The sequence below is a fragment of the Castellaniella sp. genome, from assembly GCF_034674885.1.
In the GTDB taxonomy this organism is placed as follows: domain Bacteria; phylum Pseudomonadota; class Gammaproteobacteria; order Burkholderiales; family Burkholderiaceae_B; genus Castellaniella.
Genome location: NZ_JAUCDS010000029.1, coordinates 1 through 18,444, shown reverse-complemented (window position 1 = coordinate 18,444; position 18,444 = coordinate 1). Strand labels below are relative to the sequence as shown.

At 66.3% G+C, this 18,444-nt stretch carries 16 protein-coding genes; 4 read left to right on the top strand and 12 right to left on the bottom strand.

The window, feature by feature from the left end; genetic code table 11:
* Positions 1-74 precede the first annotated feature (74 nt).
* On the top strand, positions 75-563 hold the full coding sequence (locus VDP74_RS13305) for a TRAP transporter small permease (RefSeq protein WP_323000126.1): 489 nt from the start codon (positions 75-77) through the stop codon (positions 561-563).
* A gap of 9 nt (positions 564-572) precedes the next feature.
* Positions 573-1,850: a TRAP transporter large permease gene (locus VDP74_RS13300; RefSeq protein WP_323000125.1), complete on the top strand. Its 1,278-nt coding sequence runs from the start codon at positions 573-575 to the stop codon at positions 1,848-1,850.
* Between the two features lie 117 nt (positions 1,851-1,967).
* On the opposite strand, the gene VDP74_RS13295 is transcribed toward VDP74_RS13300, so the two are convergent.
* Genes VDP74_RS13295 through VDP74_RS13280 form a run of 4 tightly spaced genes read right to left on the bottom strand, consistent with a single transcriptional unit; the run spans position 1,968 to position 5,343 of the window.
* Entirely contained in the window at positions 1,968-2,972 is a 1,005-nt protein-coding gene (locus VDP74_RS13295; RefSeq protein ID WP_323000124.1) for a TRAP transporter substrate-binding protein, read from the bottom strand.
* Between the two features lie 53 nt (positions 2,973-3,025).
* Positions 3,026-4,306 carry a TRAP transporter large permease subunit gene (locus VDP74_RS13290; protein ID WP_323000123.1) on the bottom strand — a complete coding sequence of 427 codons (1,281 nt, stop codon included), beginning with the start codon at positions 4,304-4,306 and terminating at the stop codon, positions 3,026-3,028.
* 13 nt (positions 4,307-4,319) lie between these two features.
* Positions 4,320-4,790, bottom strand: coding sequence for a TRAP transporter small permease (locus VDP74_RS13285; RefSeq protein WP_323000122.1), 471 nt, complete (start codon positions 4,788-4,790; stop codon positions 4,320-4,322).
* Positions 4,777-5,343, bottom strand: a complete 567-nt coding sequence (locus VDP74_RS13280; protein ID WP_323000121.1) for a gluconokinase — start codon at positions 5,341-5,343, stop codon at positions 4,777-4,779. Before VDP74_RS13280 ends, VDP74_RS13285 begins: the two co-directional genes overlap by 14 nt.
* Before the next feature lie 108 nt (positions 5,344-5,451).
* Between VDP74_RS13280 and VDP74_RS13275 the strand changes: the two genes are divergently transcribed.
* The gene (locus VDP74_RS13275; protein ID WP_323000120.1) at positions 5,452-6,510 is read left to right on the top strand and encodes a LacI family DNA-binding transcriptional regulator; all 1,059 of its coding nucleotides are present in this window, start codon (positions 5,452-5,454) and stop codon (positions 6,508-6,510) included.
* A 68-nt stretch (positions 6,511-6,578) separates the two neighbouring features.
* On the opposite strand, the gene VDP74_RS13270 is transcribed toward VDP74_RS13275, so the two are convergent.
* Both VDP74_RS13270 and VDP74_RS13265 read right to left on the bottom strand, forming a co-directional pair.
* The gene (locus VDP74_RS13270) at positions 6,579-7,892 is read right to left on the bottom strand and encodes a short-chain fatty acid transporter (protein WP_323000119.1); all 1,314 of its coding nucleotides are present in this window, start codon (positions 7,890-7,892) and stop codon (positions 6,579-6,581) included.
* 166 nt (positions 7,893-8,058) lie between these two features.
* Positions 8,059-10,716, bottom strand: a complete 2,658-nt coding sequence (locus VDP74_RS13265; RefSeq protein WP_323000118.1) for a DNA topoisomerase III — start codon at positions 10,714-10,716, stop codon at positions 8,059-8,061.
* A gap of 64 nt (positions 10,717-10,780) precedes the next feature.
* On the opposite strand from VDP74_RS13265, the gene VDP74_RS13260 reads away from it, so the two are divergent.
* Positions 10,781-13,303 (top strand): GDYXXLXY domain-containing protein, encoded by a 2,523-nt coding sequence (locus tag VDP74_RS13260; RefSeq protein WP_323000117.1) that lies wholly within the window; start codon positions 10,781-10,783, stop codon positions 13,301-13,303.
* A gap of 49 nt (positions 13,304-13,352) precedes the next feature.
* Here VDP74_RS13260 and gluQRS read toward each other — a convergent pair whose 3' ends face one another.
* The 6 genes from gluQRS to VDP74_RS13230 all read right to left on the bottom strand — a co-directional run.
* Positions 13,353-14,270: a tRNA glutamyl-Q(34) synthetase GluQRS gene (gene gluQRS / locus VDP74_RS13255; protein WP_323000116.1), complete on the bottom strand. Its 918-nt coding sequence runs from the start codon at positions 14,268-14,270 to the stop codon at positions 13,353-13,355.
* Positions 14,271-14,300: 30 nt separating this feature from the next.
* Complete coding sequence (locus VDP74_RS13250; RefSeq protein WP_323000115.1) at positions 14,301-14,771, bottom strand: DUF494 domain-containing protein; 471 nt, start codon at positions 14,769-14,771, stop codon at positions 14,301-14,303.
* A gap of 59 nt (positions 14,772-14,830) precedes the next feature.
* Positions 14,831-15,280, bottom strand: a complete 450-nt coding sequence (locus VDP74_RS13245) for an RES family NAD+ phosphorylase (RefSeq protein WP_323000114.1) — start codon at positions 15,278-15,280, stop codon at positions 14,831-14,833.
* On the bottom strand, positions 15,277-15,726 hold the full coding sequence (locus tag VDP74_RS13240) for an antitoxin Xre/MbcA/ParS toxin-binding domain-containing protein (protein ID WP_323000113.1): 450 nt from the start codon (positions 15,724-15,726) through the stop codon (positions 15,277-15,279). The genes VDP74_RS13245 and VDP74_RS13240 overlap by 4 nt, the downstream gene beginning before the upstream one ends.
* Before the next feature lie 135 nt (positions 15,727-15,861).
* Positions 15,862-17,916: an acetyl/propionyl/methylcrotonyl-CoA carboxylase subunit alpha gene (locus VDP74_RS13235; protein WP_323000112.1), complete on the bottom strand. Its 2,055-nt coding sequence runs from the start codon at positions 17,914-17,916 to the stop codon at positions 15,862-15,864.
* Positions 17,917-17,926: 10 nt separating this feature from the next.
* A partial coding sequence (locus VDP74_RS13230) for a carboxyl transferase domain-containing protein (protein ID WP_323000111.1) occupies positions 17,927-18,444 on the bottom strand: 518 nt, incomplete at its 5' end.

The window sequence follows — 18,444 nt, the reverse complement described above, 5'->3', positions numbered from 1 at the left end:
AGATGCGCGCGCCTGGCCGCCCCAAGCGCGCATGCCCCCCTGGGGGGGCGGCGCGCAGCGCCAAGGGGGTGCCCATGAGCGTACTAGGTCTGATTGACCGGGGCCTGTCCCGGCTGGTGTCCTGGGTGGCTCAGGGCCTGCTGTGGTCGGCCGTCGCGGCGGGCTTCTATCAGGTCCTGGCTCGCTTCGTTCTGGAGTCCCCGTCCGCCTGGTCCGAGGCCTGGACGCGGGCGTCGATCATCTGGGCCGTCATGCTGGGCATGTCCCTGGCCTTTCGCCAGGGCGCCATGCTGGGGGTTGATCTGCTGCACAATCTGCTCGCCCGGCACCGGGCGCGGCTGCTGGAACATCTGGTGCTGTTGATCGTGGTCGGCTTCCTGGGTTTCCTGGTCTGGATCGGGGCCGACATGACCTGGCGGGTCCGGTTCCAGACCACGCCCAGCCTGGGCATATCGATTTCCTGGATCTACCTGTCCATCCCGGTCGGAGCCTTGCTGGGGTTGTTCGGCGCCCTGGCCTATTGGGCCGAGGACGTCCGTGTTCCATACGTTGAAACGGTCTAGGGGTCAGCCATGTCGCAATTGATGGTTGTCTCCATGTTGCTGTTTTTTGGCCTGACGGTGCCGGTTGCGGTGTCCATCGGGCTGGCCACCATGGTCGGCGTGGGTTTTGACGGGCACATGACCTGGCTGGTGATCGCCCAGCAGCTGTACGCCGCCCTGGACAAATATCCGCTGGTCGCCGTGCCATTCTTCATCCTGGCCGGCAACCTGATGGAAGAAGGCGGCATTTCCGAGCGCATGGTCGAATTTGCCAAGAGCGTGGTCGGCGGGGTGCAGGGCGGCCTGGCCTGCAGCTGCGTGCTGACCTGCATGATCTTCGCGGCAGTGGCGGGGTCCAGCGTCGCCACGACGTTCGCCGTGGGCGCCATCCTGATTCCCGCCATGGTGAAACACGGCTACCCCGCGCCTTTTGCGGCGTCCCTGCAGGCTTCTGCGGCGGAACTGGGCGTCATCATCCCGCCGTCGATTCCCATGATCCTGTACGCTGTGTCCACGGACACGTCCGTGGGCGAGGTCTTCATCGCCGGAATCGGCCCGGGCCTGCTGATCGTGGTGGGTCTGATGTTCTACGTCTGGCTGTATGCGCGGCGCAATGGCCTGGGCAAGCGCGACGGGGAAAACCGCCTGCCGGTCTGGACCGCGTTCAAAAAGGCCTGGTGGGCGCTGCTGATGCCCGTCATCATCCTGGGCGGTATCTACGGCGGTGTCTTCACGCCGACCGAAGCATCCGCCGTGGCCGTGGTCTACGCGCTGTTCGTGGGCATCTTCATCTACCGCCGCCTGACCTTTGCCACCCTGGGGCGCACTTTCCACCGGTCCGTGGTGTCCACGGCCATCATCATGTTCATCATCGCCAACGCGGGTGTGTTCGGCTTCTTGCTGAACCGGGCGGGGGTGCCCATGGCTCTGGGCGAATGGCTGGGCCATCTGTTCGGCAGTGAAATCACCTTCCTGCTGGGCGTGAACGTCGCCCTGTTCTTCATCGGCATGTTCATCGAGACCTCGGCATCCATCGTGGTGCTGGCCCCGCTGCTGCTGCCGGTGGCCACCCAGTTCGGGGTGGATCCGGCGCATTTCGGCGTGATCATGGTGGTGAACCTGGCGCTGGGCATGGTGACGCCGCCCTTCGGCGTGAACCTGTTCGCGGCCTGCACGGTGGCGAAAGTCCCCATCGAACGCCTGATCCGGCCGCTGCTGCCTTTCGTGGGCGTGGTGCTGGCCTGCCTGATGGTGATCACCTATTGGCCGGATCTTTCGCTGTATTTCCGGGACCTGGTGTATCGCTGATCGGCGGCTTGCTGAATCAAGGCAAAAAAAGGCCCCGGCCGATCCGATCCGCCGGGGTTTCTTGTTGGCATAGTGTGAGGCAGCGAGCAGGCGCAGCCTGCGCGGCGTGGGGGCCCTTTAACTCGCCTTGCGGATCTCCTTCAGCTGATCCTGGACGGCCTGCCACAGTTCGGGACCGACTTCTTTTTTGATCTGCTCGTTCACCGGGGCGATGGTGCTGCGCATCTGCTGGACTGCGTCCGTGCTGACGGTGTTGACCTGCATCCCGTCGGCCTTCAGCTGCGCCAGGGCCTTGTCGGCTTCCGCGCGGGTGTCCTTGCGCTCGAAATCGCGGCTGACCTTGGCCGCCTGCATCAGGATGCCCTGTTCGTCGGCGCTCAGGCCGTCCCACCATTTCTTGCTGGCGGTGACGATCCAGGGGCTGTAGACGTGGTTGGTGACGCTCAGGTACTTCTGCACTTCATAGAACTTGCTGGACAGGATGGTGTTGTAGGGATTTTCCTGGCCGTCGACGGTCTTGGTTTCCAGCGCGGTGAACAATTCCGAGAATGGCAGCGGCACGGCGTTGGCGCCCAGGCGCTGGAACGTATCCAGGAACACGTTGTTCTGCATGACCCGCAGCTTCAGGCCCTTGAGGTCGTCGGCGCTTTGCACGGGCTTCTTGCTGTTGGTCAGGTTGCGGAAGCCGTTTTCCCAGTAGACCAGGCCGATCAGTCCTTTGTCGCTCAGCTTGTCCATGATCTGCTGGCCGGTCTTGCCGTCCAGCACCTGGTCGGCCTCGGGGCCGGAATTGAACAGGAACGGCGTGTCCCACAAGGCCATTTCAGGCGTGATGCCCACCAGCGTGGCGGTGGAACCCACCATCATTTCCTGGGCGCCGCCGATCAGGGCCTGCTGCATCTGGATGTCCGAGCCCAGCGCGGCGGCCCCGATGGCGCGGACCTTCATCTTGCCTCCGGAGAGCTTGGCGACCTCGTCGGCGAAGACCTGGACGGCGCGGCCCTGGTTGGAATCCTGGTTCAGGCCGTAGCCGAAGCGGATCAGGCGGGTGTCGGCGTGGGCCGAGAGGCTGAGCGTGCCGGCCGCCAGGGTGGCGGCCAGGAGCAGGGTTTTCAGTTTCATGGGAAGTCTCCTTGGTGGGGATGGATTGCCGTTTGAGGGTGGTTTCAATCGTCTCAGCCCAGCCAGCGAACCGGGGCGATGACGATCTGGGGGAAGGTGATGAGCAGGGCCAGCAGCAGCACGTAGACCAGCAGGAAGGGGGCCACGCCCTTGACGACGGCCTCCATCCGCACGCCGCCAACCCCTGCGACGACATTCAGCACTGTGCCCACGGGCGGCGTGATCAGGCCCAGGCAGCCGGTGAAGACGAACATGAAGCCGAAATAGATCGGGTCGATGTGCGCCTTCATGGCCAGGGGCAGGCAGACGGGAGCGAAGATCAGGATGATGGGCGTCAGGTCCATGGACGTGCCGACCAGCAGCAGGAAGACCACCATGCAGATCATGAACAGCTTGGGGTGGGACAGGATGGGCTGGAACAGCGTGGCGAGCTGATTGGGCAGGTCGGCCAGCGTGATCATGTAGGCAGCCACGGTGGCGGCGCCGCACAGGAACATCACGACAGCGGTCGTGATGCTGGAGGCCACCAGGACTTCGTAGGTGGCCTTCCAGGACAGGGCCTTGTAGATGTAGCGCGACACCAGGAAGGCGTAGACGGCGGCGACCACGGCGGCTTCGGTCGGGGTGAAGACCCCGAAGCGGATGCCGCCCAGGATGATCACCGGCATGAAAATCGCCCACGTGCTGTCGGCGATGACCTGGCGGCGCTGGAGGGCGGTGGCGCGGGGCGCGGAGGGCAGATTGCTGCGGCGGGCGACCGCCCGCCAGGCGATCAGCAGCGCTGCGCCCATCAGGATGCCCGGCACGACGCCGCTGACGAACAGCTTACTGATGGACGTATTGGTGGTGACGCCGTAGATGATGAACGGCAGCGAAGGCGGGATGATGGGGCCGATGATGCCGCCCGAGGCCATCAGGCCGGTGCTGTAGCCCATCGGGTAGTTCTGCTGGCGCATCATGGGCACCAGGATCGTGGCCAGCGCGGCCGTGTCGGCGATGGCCGACCCGCTCATCGATGCCAGCAGCACGGCGGCGAAGATGGTCACGTAACCCAGCCCGCCGGGGACGTGGCCGACGAAGGCGCGCGCCATGTCGATGATGCGCTGGCTCAGGCCGCCGGCGTTCATCAGCTCGCCCGCCAGCACGAAGAACGGTACTGCCAGCAGGGGGAAACTGTCGAATCCGGCCTGCAGGTTCTGCGCCAGCAGTTGCGTGTTGAAGAAGTCCAGTTGCCACATCAGTGCCACGCCGGATACCAGCAGGGCGACGGCGATGGGGATGCCGATGGCCATGGAGGCGAACAGGACGGCCAGGAACAGCAGGGTGGTTTCCATGAGGGGTCCTTGCTCAGCCGCGCAGGCGGTCCAGAATGGCCTGCTTGAAGAGCAGGACTTCCATGGCGGTGGCCATGAACAGCGTGGCGGCGGCCGCGATCGACAGCGGATAGCCGATGACCGGGCTGTGGCTGTTCATGCCTGCGATTACCTGATCCCAGGCGCCTTTGACGACCATGCCCAGGACGATGGCGCTGATCACGCCGGCCAGCGCGTCCAGGACGGTGCGCGTGCGCGGGCCGACCCGCTCGATCACCAGGTCGAAGCACAGGTGCCGTTTCTCGTAGGCGGTGACGACGGTGCCCATGCACACCAGCCAGATGAACAGCAGGCGGGACAATTCCTCGTAGATCACCAGGCCGGTGCCAAAGGCGTAGCGCAGCACGACGTTGCTGAAGACGGCAACGACCATCAGGGCCAGCGTGACGGCCATGAAGGCTTCTGCCGCCCTGCGGATGGGAGGCTTGCGTTCAGGGATGGACATGGGGGGTTCCTTGCAGCCAGTCGGTGGCGGTGTGCAGGATGTCGTCCAGCGGGCGTTCGCTGTCCAGATGCAGCAGGCCGGCCTCATCGTGCGGGGGCTCCAGCGCAGCGAACTGGCTGTCGATCAGCGTGGCGGGGAAGAAGTGGCTGGCGCCCCGGCCGGCGACGCGTTGCGCGGCGGCCTCGCGCCCGACTTCCAGCCAGATGAACATCAGGTCCGGCACGTAGGCGCGCAAGGTCTGCCGGTAGGCGCGTTTCAGCGCGGAGCAGCTCAGGACCACGCCGAGGCCGGCATGGCGCGCGAGTTCCTGCCCCAGGGCTTCCAGCCACGAGAGGCGGTCTTCGTCGGTCAGGGGGATCCCCGCCCGCATTTTGGCGTGATTCTGGTCGCTGTGGAATGCGTCTCCCTCGACGAACACCCAGCCATGCCGTTGCGCCAGGATCTCGCCGACCGTGGACTTGCCGCTGCCCGAGACGCCCATGACGACGACAGCATGTGCCCGGGGCGGGTTCAGGGGGGACGGTGATGGATGAGATAGCGCTATCTTTCTCATTGAAAAAAAAGAACTCTTCCGTAAAATTGTGTCCGACGATCAGTATCGGGGGTGATGAAGCGCAAAGATAGCGCTATCTTTATGACCTCGACATTAGGGAATTCCTGTATGAACGACGATGTGCCCGCCATGCATCGCCCGGTCCCGGCGCCTCGCAGCCGCACCCGGGCCACGGGTCGAGTGACGCTGGCCGACGTCGCCGCCCTGGCCGGTGTCAGCCCCATCACCGCGTCGCGGGTCGTGGCGGGCAAGACCTCGGTGCGGGCGGAACTGGCCGAGCGGGTCAGAGAGGCCGTCGCACGGCTGGGCTACCGGCCGGACCCGTCCGCCCGGGCGCTGGCATCGGCCAAGAGCGGCCATGTCGTCGTGCTGATTCCTTTGCTGTCCAATACGTTGTTCACCGAATTGCTGGAATCCGTCCAGAGCGTCATGTGGGATGCCGGCTACCCGATCTTCGTCGGCATCACCCAGTACCGACCCGAACGCGAGGCCGCGTTGCTGGACAGTTATTTGTCTCACCGGCCTGCCGGCCTGATCCTGACGGGGCTCGACCGCAGCGAGGCGCAGCGCCGCCTGATCGCAGACAGCCGCACGCCGTGCGTGCACGTGATGGAACTGAGCCCGGACCCGGCCCTGTATTGCGTCGGCTTGTCCCAGAAAGAAGCGGCGCGCACCGTCGCCCGGCACTTGCTGGAACGGGGCCGTCGGCGCATCGCTTTCGTGGGCGCCCAGCTGGACCCGCGCACCCTGGAGCGTGCCGAGGGCTTTCGCGGCGAGCTGTCGGCCGCAGGCTGCCATGATCCCCGCCTGGAATTCCTGGATGCCAGGCCCTCGTCGGCTGCGCTGGGGGCCGAGGCGTTTCGCAGGCTGCTCACGGATCATCCCGATCTGGATGGCGTATTTTTCTGCAACGACGACCTGGCGCATGGCGCCTTGCTCGAAGCGCTGCGGATGGGCATCCCGGTGCCCGGGCGCGTCAGCATCGTGGGATTCAACGATCTGCCCGGCAACGAGCAGATGCTGCCGGCGCTGACCAGCCTGCGTACCCCGCGCCGGGAGGTCGGCGAGGCCGCTGCCCGGATGCTGCTGCAATTGATTCGAGGCGAAGCGGTGGAAACACCCGTGCTGGACCTGGGCTTCGAACTGAAGGTCCGGGCCAGCAGCTGATCGGGCGCGCCGTTTGCCGCAGGGTGCCGTGGCAGCCAGGACAGGACTGCCACGGGGGGTAGAGCCATCTACAGCCAGGTCAGGCCGATGGAAATCAGCACACCCGAGACGAACAGCTGGATCAGGCAGTAGCCCATGATGTCCTTGGCCTTCAGGCCGGCGATCGCCAGCACGGGCAGGGCCCAGAACGGCTGCAGCATGTTGGTCCAGGAGTCCCCCCAGGCCACGGCCATGGCGACGCGCGGCATGTCGGCGCCCAGGGCCTGGGCCGCTGCGATCACCACCGGGCTTTGCACGGCCCACTGGCCGCCGCCCGAAGGCACGAAGACATTGACCAGGCCGGCGCTCATGAAGGTCCAGAACGGCAGGCTGGTGGCGGTGGAGAATGACACGAACCACTCCGACAGGCTGGCGGCCAGGCCGGAATCGATCATGATCGCCATGATGCCGGCATAGAAGGGAAACTGGATCACGATGCCCGCGCCGCCCCGGATGGCTTCATCCAGGCTCTTGAGCAGGCGACGGGGGGTGCCGTGCAGGATGATGGCCAGGAACAGGAAGGTGAAGTTGATCACGTTCAGGTTCAGGCCGGCGCCGCGCACGACGTAGTAGTCGAACAGGTAGGCCAGGCCGCCGATGCCGATCAGCCAGGACAGCAGGCGGCTGGTCTCCAGGCGGTCGGCGGGGCGGTCGGTCGTCTCGTTGCCCTCGTCGGCGGCAGGTTCCAGCAGCTTGGGATCGACGTAGATGCTTTCCTTGTCGTCAGGCAGCATCAGGCGGTTGATCAGCGGCACGGCGATGAACAGGGCGATGACGATGGCCAGGTTGTAGAAGGAAAAAATGGTGTCCGATGTGGGGATCACGCCGATCTTGTCGGCGGTGAAGTGGCCTTCCGTGGCGATGGTCAGGGGGATGGATCCCGCCAGGCCGCCGTGCCAGACCAGAAAGCCCGAATAGGCGCTGGCGACCAGCAGGCGGTAATCGACGCGGACCTGGCGGGCGAGTTCCTTGGCGAACAGCGCGCCCACCACCAGGCCGAAGCCCCAGTTGATCCAGCTGGCGATCAGCGAGACCACCGTGACCAGGATGATGGCCCGGCCCGGGGATTTGGCCAGCGAGGCCAGGGCCGTCAACCAGCGTTTGACCAGGGGCGTGTTGGCCAGCATGTGGCCGGTCAGCAGGACCAGCAGCATCTGCATCGCAAAGGTCAGCAGGCCCCAGAAGCCGTTGCCCCACATGCGCGCCACTTCCATGGGGGTGCGTTGTTCTCCGACCATGGCAGCGACCGCCGCCACCAGGGTCAGCAGAATGACGAAGATATAGGGATCGGGCAGATACCGCTCTACGAGACGGACGGATCCGCGGGTCAGCAGTTTGAACATGACGACAGGCTCTCCTTGGCAAGTCGGGGGTTGGCTCGCCGGCGGATATGCAGGCGCAGCAGGCGGCCCGGCCGGGTGGCCGGGCACGATACGGGGTGTCCAGTGGGGGAGGACGGTCAGGCGATCAGGCGCCCGAAGGTCCCGGCGGAGCAACCGCCGGGCAGGTTCAGAACGCCGGACTGTCGTCGTCCGGCGGCGGAGCCGCGCTCTTGCGAGTGGATGGCTTGCTGGCCTTGGCCGTGGATTTGGCGGGAGCCTTGGCTGCTTTCTTGGCGGCCGGCTTCGCCGTGGCTTTGGTCTTGGCCGCCGGTTTTGCAGCGGTGGCTGCCGTGCCGGCCGTCTTGCCCGCTGCGGCCTTGGCGCCTGCCTTGGGCGCCCGGGCCTCGAATTCGAAGCCGATCTTGCCGTCGTCCTGGCGCACCAGGTAGGCCTTGAACTTGCGGTTGGTGCGGCTGGATACGAAGCCGTCGAACAATCGGGTCTTGCCGGTGGCCAGCAGCTGCGTCATCTGGTCGGCGGGGATTTCCTGCTGCAGGATGACCTTGCCGCTGCGGAAGGTGCAGGACTTGTTCGGCCCCACGGAATGTTCGCAGACGTAATTCATGCCGTGTTCGAAGACTCGGCCGCCGCATTTCGGGCAGTCGCCCAGCGGCGTGTGGCCGGAAAAATCCACGGCTTCGGTGTCTTCGTCGTCCTTCTGGCCAAAATCGAATTCCAGCTTGAATTCGTCGGTGATGCGCAGCACGGCGGCAAAGGGGCGTCCCATCTTGCTGATGAAGCCGGTCAGCGGACCCAGTGTGCGTTTTTCCAGCAGTTCCTCGACTTCGGGCACTTCGAAGGTGCGCCCGCCGGGGTGCTTGCCGATGGAGAAATCGCAGGACGTGCAGGCGTAGCGGCGGTAGTTTTCCTTGACCACGCTGCCGCACTTGGGGCAGGGCGTCTGCAGGGTCGCGTAGTCGCCGGGGACGGTGTCGCGTTCGTATTCCTTGGCGCGCTTGACGATCACCTGCGTCATCTGCGCGATTTCGCGCATGAAGGATTCGCGATCCAGCTGGCGCTGTTCGATGAGTTTGAGCTGGTGTTCCCATTCGCCGGTCAGTTCGGGCGAGGTCAGTTCATTGACCCCCAGGCCCGAGAGCAGCGTCATCAGCTGGCGGGCCTTGGCGCTGGGAATCAGGTCGCGGCCTTCGCGGCGCAGATAGGTTTCGTTGATCAGGCCTTCGATGATGGATGCCCGCGTGGCCGGGGTGCCCAGGCCGCGTTCGGACATGGCTTCGCGCAGGGCCTCGTCGTCCACGAGTTTGCCGGCGCCTTCCATGGCCGACAGCAGCGTGGCTTCGTTGAAGCGGGCCGGCGGTTTGGTGGCCAGGGCGCGGGCCTCGATGTCTTCGGTGCGCACGCGCTCGCCGTCGGCGACGGCCACCAGCGAGGCTTCGTCGCCCTGGGATTCACGGCCGTAGATGGCCAGCCAGCCCGGCGATACCAGGACCTTGCCTTCGGTCTTGAATTGATGGCCGGATACCTGGGTGATGCGGGTGGTGACGCGGAATTCGGCCGCCGGGAAGAACACGGCCAGGAAGCGCCGGGCGATCAATTCGTAGATCTTGAATTCGGCGTCGCTCAATTCGCGCGGCACCTGCAGCGTCGGGATGATGGCGAAGTGGTCCGAGACCTTCTTGTCGTCGAAGATGCGCCGGTTGGGCTTGACCATCTGCTGCGCCACGGCCTGGGCGGCAAAGGGCTGCACGGATCGCGCCACGCCCGATTCGCTGTCGGACAGCGCCTGCATGGTCTGGCGTACGGTGTTGACGTAGTCCTGGGGCAGATAACGGGAATCCGTCCGGGGGTAGGTCAGGGCCTTGTGCCGTTCGTACAGGGTCTGGGCCAGGGCCAGGGTGGTCTTGGCGGAAAAACCAAAGCGCGAGTTGGCCTCGCGCTGCAAGGTCGTCAGATCGAAGAGCGCCGGCGACAGCTGGGTGCTGGGCTTGGATTCCTCGGTCACGGTGCCGGGCTGTTCGCGGCAGGCGCTGACCACGCTCTGGGCGGCGCTGGCCGACCACAGGCGGGAATCACGGGCATCCGGGTCCTGTTCGTTCTTTTTGAAGGCCGGGTCGAACCAGCGGCCCTCGTACAGGCCGGCGGCGGCGACGAAGGTGGCATGGACTTCCCAGTAGTCCCGGCTGACGAAGCTGCGGATGCGGTCTTCGCGTTCCATGACGATGGCCAGGGTCGGCGTCTGCACGCGCCCCACGGGGGTCTTGAAGAATCCGCCGTCCTTGCTGTTGAAGGCCGTCATGGCGCGGGTGCCGTTGATGCCCACCAGCCAGTCGGCCTCGGCGCGCGAACGGGCGGCGGCTTCCAGGGGCTTCATGGTGTCGTCGTCGCGCAGGTTGGCGAAGGCCTCGCGGATGGCCGCCTGGGTCATGGACCGCAGCCACAGCCGCTGGATGGGTTTCTTCACGCCCGCATACTGGACGATGTAGCGGAAGATCAGTTCGCCTTCACGCCCCGCGTCACAGGCGTTGATGACGGCGCCGACGTCCTTGCGCTTGAGCAGCTTGACCAGCAGTTTCAGGCGCTCGGCGGATCGCTTGTCGGTCGGGCCGAGTTCGAATTGCGGCGGAATCACCGGCAGGTGCGCAAAACTCCATTTGCCGCGGACAGGGTCGTTGGGCGCCACCAGGCTGAGCAGGTGGCCGACGCTGGACGACAGCACGAACTGGTCGCTTTCGAAATAATCGCCCTCGCGGGTAAATCCTCCCAGGGCGCGGGAGATATCCAGAGCAACCGACGGCTTTTCAGCAATAATCAGAGTTTTAGTCATGTGGTTCCATTGGTGGCCGTTTTGCGACCACGATAGCGCGGATCATACGAGGGGGCACCGCACCATGCAAGTCACCACACCCTGGCAAGCTGTCGGCGATCCGATCTGGTGGCGCCGAACATTGGCCCTGGGCATCGGTCTTCTGGCTGCCGCGCTGGCCGGATCCGCGCTGGTGTCCTGGGTGGCCGCCAACTGGCCGCAGATGGGTCCGCAGGCCCGGTTGACCCTGGTCCAGGGGGTGCTGGCGCTGGCCGTTGTCCTGGCCGCCGGCCTGGCCTGGCGCGGCAGCCGCTGGGCCGGCGTGCTGACAGGCGTGGCGGCTTTGGCGACCGGGGCCTTGCTGGCTCTCGTCGGTCAAATATATCAAACTGGTGCGGATCGCTGGCAATTGTTCCTCTTGTGGGCGGCTTTGGTGACGCCCTGGCTGCTGCTGGCGCGTACCGTGTTCCTGGCATTGCTGTGGGCGGTTCTCCTGAATCTGGCGCTGTGGTTGGCGGTGGATCAGGGGGTTTCTTTCGGCCCGTGGGCGTGGCTGATCGACAGCCCGGCGCGTGATGGCCTGTGGCTGTTGGGGCTCAATGGCGGATTGCTGGTGCTGGCCGAGTGCGCGAGCCGTTTCCTGCGGGACCCCTGGCACCTGACGTGCCGCGGGCTGGCGGTGGCCGTGCTGGGCTGGGCCTTTTATGTCGTGGCGATGCCATCCCTGGAATTCCGCGACCAGTTTCTGGCGCCGGGGTTTTTCCTGGGGTTGGCGTCGGTCGCGATCCTGTATGTGGTGTATGGCCATGGGCGTCGGGACCTGGCCGTGGCGGCCTTGTCACTGCTGACGGGGATCGGGCAGGTGGGGGCCCTGTGGATTCAGATGCTGGATTCCCTGGACGGTGTCCTGGGCCTGGCGGTGCTGCTGCTGGTGCTGACCTGGCTGGCGGTGCGCCATCTGCTGCATCTGCGGCAGGCCGCCCTGATGGCCGGGTCGTCGTCCGCAGCGAGCGCTTCGGCATCTCCATCAGGGCCGATCGGTGATGACGATCCGGACGGCGCCGCTGCGCAGGACACGCCCCCCTGGTATCTCGCAGTGCTGCGGATCGGGGCGCTGATCCCGGTCCTGTTGCTGCTGGGGGTCTGGGTGGTGGCCAGCTTCGAGCTGGACTCCGCCGTCGACGCCCTGGCGGCCGGAGTCTTGCTGATGTGCCCGGGGCTGCTCATGGATCGCTTGGCCCGTCGTGATGTCTGGCGGGAGATCGGCGGGGTGCTGGCGGTGCTCGGTTTGCTGCTGTGCGTGGGTAGCGTGGCGTTCCTGATGGATCAGGAGGCAGATCGCCTGAGCCGCCTGCTCATCCTGGTGGCCGCCGGCGGGCTTGTGTACGTCTGCTCCCGGCGGTTCTCGGTGCGTCTGATGGCGGCGATCCTGGTCCTGGGCGCCGGATTCTGGCTGACCAGCCCGGATGTGTTCTATTTCGGCGGGGATGCGGATGCGCAGGGGGTCGGGGCCTCGCACCTGGCCTGGCGCCTGTGGGTGTTTCTGGCGGCGGGCTCGGGCCTGTGGGTCTGGTCACTGCGGGCGGTGCGTCGCAGGCTCTGGGCCCCCCTGGCGTGGGCGTTGATGGCCATGGCCGCAGGGGTAGCTTTGCTGCTCGCCCAGTCGATGCCGGTGTCCGTGTGGGAATGGCCCTGGTTCGGTCAGCTGGCCATGGTTCTGTGCGCTCTGCTGCCGGGCTTGTTGCTGGCCGCCTGGATGGCGGTGGCCCGTCCCGCCCTGCCGATCGGCTTGCGCACTGGCGTGCCGCTGGCGGTGTGCATTGCGGGCCTGGGCTGGGTGGGGATGCCTGCCTGGTCCGTAGCGCTGGTCTGGCTGGTGCTGGGGCGTCTGTCCGGTGGGCGGGTCTTGCAGGTGCTGGCCGTGCCGCTCGGTCTGACAGGCCTGCTGCTGTACGGTCTGGACGCGCAAGCGGGTATCAGTCTGCTGGACAAGGCCATGACCCTGGGGTTGACGGCTGTCTGGCTGATCGGCGTGGCGGGGGTCCTGGCGGTGCATCGACGATCTGGCAGCGGATCTCGGCCGACGGAGCGGGGCCGCTGGCTGCCGATCGGGGTGATGGCGGGTGGCGTGCTGGTGCTGGGGCTGGCCCAGGCTCAGGTCCATCGCTATGAAACCATTCTGTCCCAGGGACGGCCCGTGGTGCTGGCTCTGGCGCCGGTCGATCCCCGGTCGCTGATGCAGGGCGATTACATGGCGCTGGACTATGCCGTGCGCAAAGCGACCGAGGATTGGTTGCATGGCCAAGGATCCGGCAAAGCATCGGTGCTCGCCGAGGGCGGCGGCTGGCTGCTGTTGCGGCCGGATGCACAGGGCATCTGGCAATTGCAGGGCGTCGAGACTGCGCAGCCGCCAGCCTCTTCATCGGAAACCGTGGCGCTGGCCTTTCGCTGGCGGGACAACCGCCCGGATTTTGGCGCCGCCAGCTGGTTCTTTCCCGAAGGCCAGGGCGAACGGTTCGCCGGCGCCCGATATGGTGTGTTGCGGGTGGCGGATGACGGGACCGCCCTGCTGGCGGGCCTGCTGGACGCAGGGCAGCAGCCGTTGTGATGTGCGGGCCGAAGGTGCCGTCCGATGTTGCGCTTTCCCCGGTCTGTCGTCAGGGGAATCGCTGCGCCCACTGAGCGGTCGCCAGCGGCCAGAACTCGCCTGGGGCCACCACCGGTAGCCGGACGAAGCCCAGGTCGTTCCAGGCCTGCTGCAGGGCCTCCAGCGGCCGATTCAGGTCCAGGGCGGGGGCATGGTTCTGCTTGGACAGCTTGCGCCCCTGCGGGTCGCGCAGCAGCGGCACGTGCAGCATGCGCGGGCAGGGCAGGCCCAGCGCGCGCGCCAGCTGGCGCTGCCGGGCGGTCGAGTCCAGCAGGTCGGCGCCGCGCACCACGTCCGTCACGCCCTGCAGGCCGTCGTCCACGACGACCACCAGCTGGTAAGCCCACAGGCCGTCGGCCCGACGGATGATGAAGTCGCCGACTTCACTAGCGACGTCCTGCGATTGGGCGCCCAGCCAGCGGTCCTGGAAGGTTTCGATGCCCGGCTCGACCACGAACCGCCAGGATGGGCGAGCCTTCCGTCCGGTGTCTGTCGCCTGCTGCAGCACGCCGGGTCGGGGCCGGCATGTGCCCGGGTAGGGGCCCGAGGACAGTTCCCGTCGGGTGCAGCGGCAGTCGTAGGTGCGCTGCGCCGCCTGCAGCTGCGCGAAGGCCTGGGCATACAGGGCGTGGCGCCGGGTCTGCCAGACCGGGGGGGCGTCCCAATGCATGCCCAGGGACTGCAGCTGGCGCAGGATCACCTGGTCGGCGCCAGGCACGGTGCGCGGTTCGTCGATGTCCTCGATACGCAGCAGCCAGCGACCCTGGTGGGCGCGGGCATCGAGGTAGCTGGCCAGGGCCGCCACCAGGGAACCGGCATGCAGCGGGCCGCTGGGGCTGGGGGCGAAACGCCCGACATAACCGGGCCTGCCCGGGGCATGCGTGGCCCGGGGTGTTTCCTGCAGAGCAGAATGGATCTGACTGGGCATCGGCGTCAGCGGCGCGGCGTCGTGTCCGCCTTAATGGGGCTTTCTATCCGAGTCGTCGTTCAGCAGTTCTTCGAACACCAGGTGGTCGACTTCGGCTTCCTGGCTCCAGAGCACCATCAGCGCCAGGACCTTGATTTCGGCCAGCGACAGCGGAAAGGAATCCGCCGCCTGCGCGGTTTCGATCAGGATCTCCCGCAGCGCCGGCGGCAGGCTGTCGGAATTTTCCAGGAAGCAGATGAAGCCGATGGCCTCGCTGCCCAAGGCGGCGTATTCCTCATCGGTGTAGATGCGGGGTGCGTGCGGTTGCGCGCCATCGCGCTGGATGGCCAAAGGCAGGCAGCGTTCGGTCGTGCTGGCCAGGCCGCGCAGCCAGTTCAGGGCGTCGTCGATGTCTTCGTGTTCGAAACCGACAGCCGCCAGCTTGTTGGCCAGGATCTCTGCGCGCGGGCAGGCCTGGGGCGTGTAGTAGTTTTCAAACAGGTAGACCAGGATATCGTACATGGTGATCAGAAAAGCAGAGTGCCCTGAGGGGGTACTTGGGAGAATCCATACCCCTGAGTTTATCTCCCTTTGAACAATCGCTTGTCCAGGCGCAGGGTTTCGATGCCAAGTGTGACCTGTTCCGCCAGCGGGTGGGCGGGATTGAGCAGCCAGTTGCGGGTATGCGGCATGATGGCGCTGGGTACTTGGAGAAGGGCCGTGTCCCGGCCGCGCAGCCAGGCATCGCCGATGTCCCGTGTCAAGTCATTGTGCTCGAGCCAGTCGTCAGGAAGTTTCGGATGATGGATGCTGGCCGCAACGATCTCTGGTATGTCGATGCGCATCAGCCGCAGGTGGTTCGGCAGGTCTTCCGGGTCTACTTCCAGGTGGACCAGGACTTCCAGCAGGGCGCTGGCCGGGCTTTCCGCCAGATAGACGACGGGATGGCCGGCATGGTGCCAGCGACCGGGCGCAAACAGTCCCCCGCGACCTGACAGGTCAGGAAATGCGCTGATGCGCCACAGAATCAAAACGAAAATCCCTCGGCCAGCTGGATCAGCATTTCCTCGACCTGACGTGTCCCCTGCAGACTGGCCAGCATGGTCATTGGACTGTGGCCTTCGAACCGTTCTTTGGGCTTGTCCAGCCAGCGTTTGGCCTTGTCGCGGTCGCCGAAGACGATTTCAGCCATGGCGGTGATGTGCGCCGCGCGAAACAGCCGATCGCTTTCGATGGTGGTCAGAGGCTGGTCTTTGGCCAGACGGTTCTTGAGGGTACGCAGCGGGATGATCTGGTCACGTTCGACAGGCGTCACATCGCCCCTTTCGCAGAGTTCGACCAGCCGGCTGGCGGGGAAGCCGTCCACGATGCGATCATGGATCTGGATCTCGCTGGCGTTTTCGGGGATGCCCAGCAGGGCATTGAGCCGGCTGCGGTAAGCAGCGTAGCCGGCCTCGCGAAGGAGTTCAGCATACATGGCGGGATTCCTATGGATTCGGCATTTCCCGCATTGTACCAGGCAAATGCCGTATTCATCCCGCTACCGTTTGCCCACCTCACCGCTTGCATGCGGTTCGGATTCGTCAGGCATTGAATAGCCCGCAGGGGCTATTCAATGTCCGGGCTCATCCAGTGCGATCAGCGTTACGCCTTCGGCTACCTGGTCCCCCACGGCGTAGAACACTTCCTGGACGACGCCGTCGTGGGGGGCGTCGATGGTGTGTTCCATTTTCATGGCTTCCATGACCACCAGGGCCTGGCCTTGCCGGACCGTGTCGCCGGCCGCGACGGAGACCGACAGGATCTTGCCCGGCATGGGGGCGGTCAGGCCGCCCCCCGCATCATCGGCCTGGCCGGTTGCCAGGGCGATGGGATCCTGCCAGTCCAGCGTATGGCGCCGGCCGTCGGTGAAGAGGTCCAGCCGGGTTCCCTGCAGGTAGGCTTCGGCGCGGGCTTCCGTGTCGCCCAGGCGGATGCGCAGGCGGCAGGGGTGCTGGCCGTCGGCCTGCCAGTGGAATGCCTGAAAGGCGCCGTCCTCGCCGATTGCCAGCTGCCAGACGGTGCCTTGGCGGCGCAGGCGCGCGTGGACATGGTTGCCCTGGGCGTCCTGCAGCGGCAGGGTGCGCCCGTAGTCGCCGCCCACGCGCCAGCCATCGGCCAGCAACCAGGGGCTGGCGACCTGTGCCGGCGCCGGATGGCGGCCCGAGGGCGCCGGCGCGGCCTCGGATCCTGACAGCCCGCCGTGATGCAGGACCGCTGCGCTGACCAGGGCCAGGACGGCATCCGGTGTCGGGCTGGCCGCCGGGAACAGCCGCTCGTGTTCGCGGGGAATCAGCCCCGTGTCCAGATCTGCGGCCACGAAGGCAGGATCGTCCATCAGGCGGCCCAGGAAGGCAATGTTGGTGTGCAGGCCCGTGGCGCGCACGCTCGCCAGAGCGTGCAGCATGCGCCGGCGCGCCTGTTCCCGGTCCTTGCCATGCACGATCAGTTTCGCGATCATGGGGTCGTAGTAGGGGGTGATCGCGTCGCCCTCGCGCACGCCGCCGTCCACCCGTACCGGCCCCGTCTGGAAACCCACGTGGGCGGGCCACTGCAGCACGTCCAGCCGGCCGATGCTGGGCAGGAAGTCCTTGTCCGGGTTTTCCGCATACACGCGGGCCTCGATGGCATGGCCCTGGATGTGCAACTGATCCTGGGACAGGGGCAGGGGTTCGCCTGCGGCCACGCGCAGCTGCCATTCGACCAGATCCTGGCCGGTGATGGCTTCCGTGACGGGGTGTTCCACCTGCAGCCGGGTGTTCATTTCCATGAAATAGAACCGGCCGTCGGGCTCGGCGATGAATTCCACCGTGCCGGCGCCCACGTAGCCCACCGCCTGGGCGGCCGCTACGGCGGCCTGGCCCATGGCGGCACGGCGTTCGGGCGTCATGCCGGGCGCGGGGGCTTCCTCGATGACCTTCTGGAAGCGCCGCTGCACGGAACAATCGCGCTCGAACAGGTGAACGCACTGCCCGTGCGTGTCGGCGAAGACCTGGATTTCGATGTGGCGCGGTTTTTGCAGATAGCGTTCGACCAGCACCTGCGGGTTGCCGAAGCTGCTGGCCGCCTCGCGCTGGCAGGACGCCAGCGCGGCGGCGAACTCGCCGTCGGACTCGACGATGCGCATGCCCTTGCCGCCGCCGCCGGCGCTGGCCTTGATCAGCACCGGGTAGCCGATGGCGCGGGCCTGTTCCTGCAGGAAATCGGCCTCCTGGCGATCCCCGTAGTAGCCCGGCACCAGGGGGACATCAGCGCCTGCCATCAGGGTCTTGGCGGCTGATTTGCTGCCCATGGAGGCAATGGATTTGGCGGGGGGGCCGATGAACACCAGTCCCGCCTCGGCGCAGGCCTGGGCGAATTCCGCGTTTTCCGATAGGAAGCCGTAGCCGGGATGGATGGCCTGGGCGCCCGTGCGCAGGGCGGCTTCCAGGATGACGTCGGCCCGCAGGTAGCTGGATTTGGGCTCGGGGCCGCCGATGAGCACGGCAAGGTCGCAGGCCTGCACGTGGCGGGCCCGGGCGTCGGCTTCGGAATAGACCGCGACGGTGCGGATGCCCATGCGGCGGGCGGTGGCGGCGATGCGGCAGGCGATCTCGCCCCGGTTGGCAATCAGGATGGTGTCGAACATGGCGGTTTCCTTACATTCTGAACACACCGAAGCGCGTGGCTTCGGCCGGAGCGTGCTGGGCGGCGGCCAGGCCCAGGCCCAGCACCCGCCGCGTGTCGGACGGGGCGATGATGCCGTCGTCCCACAGCCGCGCCGTGGAATAGTAGGGATGGCCCTCGTGTTCGTATTGGTCGCGGATGGGCGCCTTGAAGGCGGCTTCTTCCTCGGCGGACCAGTGCCCGCCCTTGCGCTCGATGTTGTCGCGGCGCACGGTGGCCAGCACGCTGGCGGCCTGTTCGCCGCCCATGACCGAGATGCGGGCGTTGGGCCACAGGAACAGCAGCCGGGGGCTGAAGGCGCGGCCGCACATGCCGTAGTTGCCGGCGCCGAAGGACCCGCCGATCAGCACCGTGAATTTCGGCACGGCGGCGGTGGACACGGCCGTGACCATTTTCGCGCCGTGGCGGGCGATGCCCTCGTTCTCGTATTTGCGGCCCACCATGAAGCCGCTGATGTTCTGCAGGAACACCAGGGGGATGTTGCGCTGGC